Raw genomic sequence first — 3,766 nt, 5'->3', positions numbered from 1 at the left:
CGGGCGGCGTCCGCGTGCGCCGCCGCCTCCCCGCGCGCCGCCTCGGCGGCGGTGAGGGCGGCGGCCATCGCCTCGCGCGCAACGCGGGCGGCGGCGAGGTCCGTGGCGCCGGCCTCGTCGAGCAGGGTGCGGCGGTGCTGGGCGAGGCGGCGGCACTCCGCCTCGGCGGCGTCCGCCGCCTCCTTCAGCGCCGCCTCGATGCGCTGGTAGAGGGCGGTGCGGAACAGGGTGCGCAGGATCTCCTGCCGGTCGCGCGGGCTGGCCGAGAGCAGCTCGCGGAACCGTCCCTGCGGCAGCAGCACCACCTGGCGGAACTCCTCGGCCCGGTAGCCGAGCAGGGCGGCGATGCGCTCGCGCAGCTCCGCCTCGCGCTCGATGGGCAGGCCGGGGCCGGCCTCGGTCAGGGGCCAGAGCGCCTGCTCCCCCGGCTCCGTGACCTCGCCGCTGCCGCGCCGCTTCGGTCGCTTCCAGGCCGGCCGGCGGCGGATGCGCCAGCGCTCGGCCCCCACCGCGAAGTCGAGCACCACCTCGGTCGGCAGGTCGGGCGGAGCGTGGTGGCTGCGCAGATGCGCGGCACCGCGCTCCGCCCCGCTGCTCTCGCCGAACAGGGCGTAGCAGAGGCCGTCCAGCACCGTGGTCTTGCCCGCGCCGGTGGGGCCGGAGATCAGGAACAGCCGGTGCGCGCCGAGGGCCGAGAAATCGAGCTCCTGCCGCCCGGCATAGGCGCCGAAGGCCTGCAGGGTCAGGGCGAGGGGGCGCACGGGCTCAGCCCTCCTCCGCCGCGCGGGCGCGCTCGATCGCTGCCTTCGCCACCGGCGCGGCGGCCTCGGGCAGCGCCTCGCCGCGCATCTCGCGCCAGAAGGCGTCGAGCAGCGCCAGCGGCTCGGCATTCTCGGGGCGCGGCGCGGCGATGGGCGCCGCCGCCGAGTCGAGCGTCTCGTGCCGGGCGTAGCCGAAGGCGAGGATGCGCGGATAGACCTCGGCCAGGCGCCGCTGCGCCTCGAACACCGGCAGGGGATCGGTGAGCGTCACCTCCAGCCAGTCCTCGCGCCCTTCCGCGGGCGGGTTGGCGAGCAGATCGGCGAAGGCGCCGCGGAGCCGGCGCAGGGTGCGGCGGGGGCTGAGCGGGATCGCCTCGGCGTGGACCATGCCGGCCCCGTCCAGCTCCACCAGCGTCACCGACTTCGTCTGCCCCGCCTCGCTGAAGGAATAGGCCAGCGGCGAGCCGCTGTAGCGGATGCGTCCGCCGCCGAGCGTCTGCGGCCGGTGCAGGTGGCCGAGGGCGACGTAGTGGAAGCCCGCGAAGCGCGTCGGGCACACCGCCTTCGCGCCGCCCACGGCGAGCTGGCGCTCGCTCTCGCACCCCTCGCCACCGGCGACGAAGGCATGCGCCACCACCACGCTGCGCGCGCCGGGCGGGCAGAGGCCGCGCAGGTGGCGGCAGACGCAGCCGAATCCCGCATCGTGGTCGGCCACCGCCTCGGGCGCGAACAGCGTCGCCAGCAGCAGGGGCGAGGCGTAGCCGGCGGCGAGCACCGCCACCTCGCCATGCGCGTCGGCGAAGCGGATCGCCTCGCCCTGCGCGGAATCCACCACATGCAGCCCGGCCGCGCGCAGCAGCGGCGCGCCGAAGGCGAGGCGGCGCGGCTCGTCGTGGTTGCCGGGGATCAGCACCACGGGAGTGGAGAGGCCGAGCACGACCTCGCGCAGGATGTCGTCGAGCAGCGCCACCGCCTCGGCCGGCGGCACGGCGCGGTCGAACACGTCACCGGCGAGCAGCACGGCGTCGGGGCGCGTGTCGCGCAGGATCTCCAGGAACGGGCCGAGGAACAGCGCCTCCTGATCCTCGAGCAGGGAGGCGCCGTTGAGCGAGCGGCCGAGGTGCCAGTCGGCGGTGTGCAGGAATCGCATCGGGCGGAGGATGCGCGGCGGCGCCGGGCGGCCGCAAGCCCGGCTCCGCCCGCGCGGCCTGCGCCACGCCCCGCACGGGCCGCCACAGGGATCGGCCCGGGGCGGAACCCCGAGGGTCCGCCCCGGGCCGGCTCGTCAGGCCGTGGTCCTGCGGCGGCGGATCATGCCGAGGCCGACCAGGCCGGCGCCGAGCAGGGCGAGGCTGGCGGGCTCGGGCACGCCGACGGGCGGCAGGCTGCCCTGGTCGATCAGCGCATAGCGGATGGTGCCGCCGGCAACCAGGAACTCGCCGAAGCCGTCGCCCCAGAACTGGATCTTGCTGAAGCTGCCGCTGTCGTCGAAGGCGGCCACGAAGACCTCGTACTTGCCGTTGAACAGCACGTCGGTGAAGTTCAGGGAGTTGCCGACCTGGATCGGCGTGCCGTCGTCGAAGGAGATGTAGAGCGCGGAGGGCCAGCAGCAGGTGCCCCAGTCGCCGACCTCGAAGCCGATGGCGTTGATCGGGCTGTCGAAGGTGAAGGTGATGCCGCTGCCGATCGCCCCGATGCCCTTGCTGCTGCCGGAGGGATTGATGTTGATCACGCCGCCGGTCATCGTCCCGTAGGTGCTGAGGGAGATGCTGCCGCCATTGTTGCGGGTGATGGTGTAGTCGCCGCGGTCGAGCGCAGTGCCGAAGCTGCCGCTCGTCGGCAGCGTGTCGGCGTTGGCGGTGCCGCCGGCGGCGGTGACGGTCGCGTTGAAGGACGTGGTGCCGGCGGGAATCGAGTCGAACACGGTGAGGATGGTGGCCTGGGACGGCGCGGCGCCCAGCGCCAGGGCTCCCGCGACCGCGGCAGCCAGAACGGGCAGTCTCATCTTGCGCTCCTTGTCGTTGCGGCGCCGGGCCGTCCTGACGGGCGCCGGATCCGCGGCACGACCGGAGCAAATGGCGTGCCAAGGGCCATCTCCTTGTTTTGAAACCGCTTCGGGTCCGCTGAATTGTCATTCGTAAAGTTTCCTGACAGCAAACCCCCTGCAGCCAAAGGATGGCCCCCGCCCCGCGCCGGATGGCGCGCCGGCGCGGTTGACACCCTTCCAACCACTCTCCCAACCCTTGGGGCCATGAGGACACCGTGCGGGATGCCAGCCTTGTGCGAACCGTGCCGATCACCCGTCCCCGGCCCCGGACCACGCGGCACGGTGCGGCGGTCCGCCCTTGCCGACTTGCGTACCTGAATGACCGAACGCGCCTGGGTGCGGCTGCCCTCCGGGCGGCGGCTCGACCTGATCACGCCCACCCCCTTCGACTGGACCGACGAGGACCTGGCGATCGGCCTCTCGCGCACCTTCCGCTGGGGCGGGCACTCCATCTGGCCCGGCGCCCCGCTCTCGGTGGCGCAGCACTCCCTCGCCGTGCTGGCGCTGCGGCGGACGCGGGCGCGTGGCGGCCTCACCCGCGCCGAGGCGCGGCGGGAGCTGCTGCACGACGCGGAGGAGGGGCTGCTCGGCTTCGACTGCATCTCGCCGCTCAAGCCCTTTCTCGGCCAGGGCTTCGCCGAGCTGCAGGCCAGGCTCTCCGCGGCGGTGGCGCTGCGCTACGCCCTGCCCCCCTGGACCGAGGAGGCGAAGCGCGCCCACAAGGCCTGCGACGTGGCGCTGGCGGCGGCCGAGGCGGTGCATGTCGCGGGCTGGACGCGCGAGGAGGTGCGCCGCACCCTCGGCATCCGCGCCGCGGTGATGGCGGAGGATCCGCTGGCGGCGGAGTTCGGCGGCGAGCCCTGGCGCCCCTGGCCGCCGGAGGTGGCGGCGGCGCGCTTCCTCGCCGCGCTGCGGGCGCTGGCCTGACTCTGCCCTAGGCCGCGTGGACAAACCGGTA

The 3,766-nt window shown here is 74.6% G+C and carries 4 protein-coding genes; 1 reads left to right on the top strand and 3 read right to left on the bottom strand.

Annotated features, from left to right (window positions below; all coding sequences use genetic code 11):
* The 3 genes from ET526_RS20860 to ET526_RS22485 form a co-directional block, all read right to left on the bottom strand.
* Positions 1–761: AAA family ATPase (locus tag ET526_RS20860; protein WP_158295660.1), on the bottom strand; the 761-nt coding region annotated here is incomplete at its 3' end.
* 4 nt (positions 762–765) lie between these two features.
* A complete protein-coding gene (locus ET526_RS20855; protein ID WP_135470987.1) occupies positions 766–1,911 on the bottom strand; it encodes an exonuclease SbcCD subunit D in 1,146 nt (381 codons plus the stop codon).
* A 135-nt stretch (positions 1,912–2,046) separates the two neighbouring features.
* Positions 2,047–2,766: a PEP-CTERM sorting domain-containing protein gene (locus ET526_RS22485; RefSeq protein WP_135470984.1), complete on the bottom strand. Its 720-nt coding sequence runs from the start codon at positions 2,764–2,766 to the stop codon at positions 2,047–2,049.
* A 360-nt stretch (positions 2,767–3,126) separates the two neighbouring features.
* Here ET526_RS22485 and ET526_RS20845 point away from each other — a divergent pair, with 360 nt between their 5' ends.
* On the top strand, positions 3,127–3,735 hold the full coding sequence (locus ET526_RS20845) for a phosphohydrolase (protein WP_135470981.1): 609 nt from the start codon (positions 3,127–3,129) through the stop codon (positions 3,733–3,735).
* The last annotated feature ends 31 nt before the right edge of the window (positions 3,736–3,766 follow it).

Origin of the sequence: Crenalkalicoccus roseus (genome assembly GCF_004761865.1) — a bacterium.
GTDB lineage: Bacteria > Pseudomonadota > Alphaproteobacteria > Acetobacterales > Acetobacteraceae > Crenalkalicoccus > Crenalkalicoccus roseus.
Note: the sequence above shows the minus strand (reverse complement) of the source record. Positions and strands in the feature narration are given on the sequence as shown.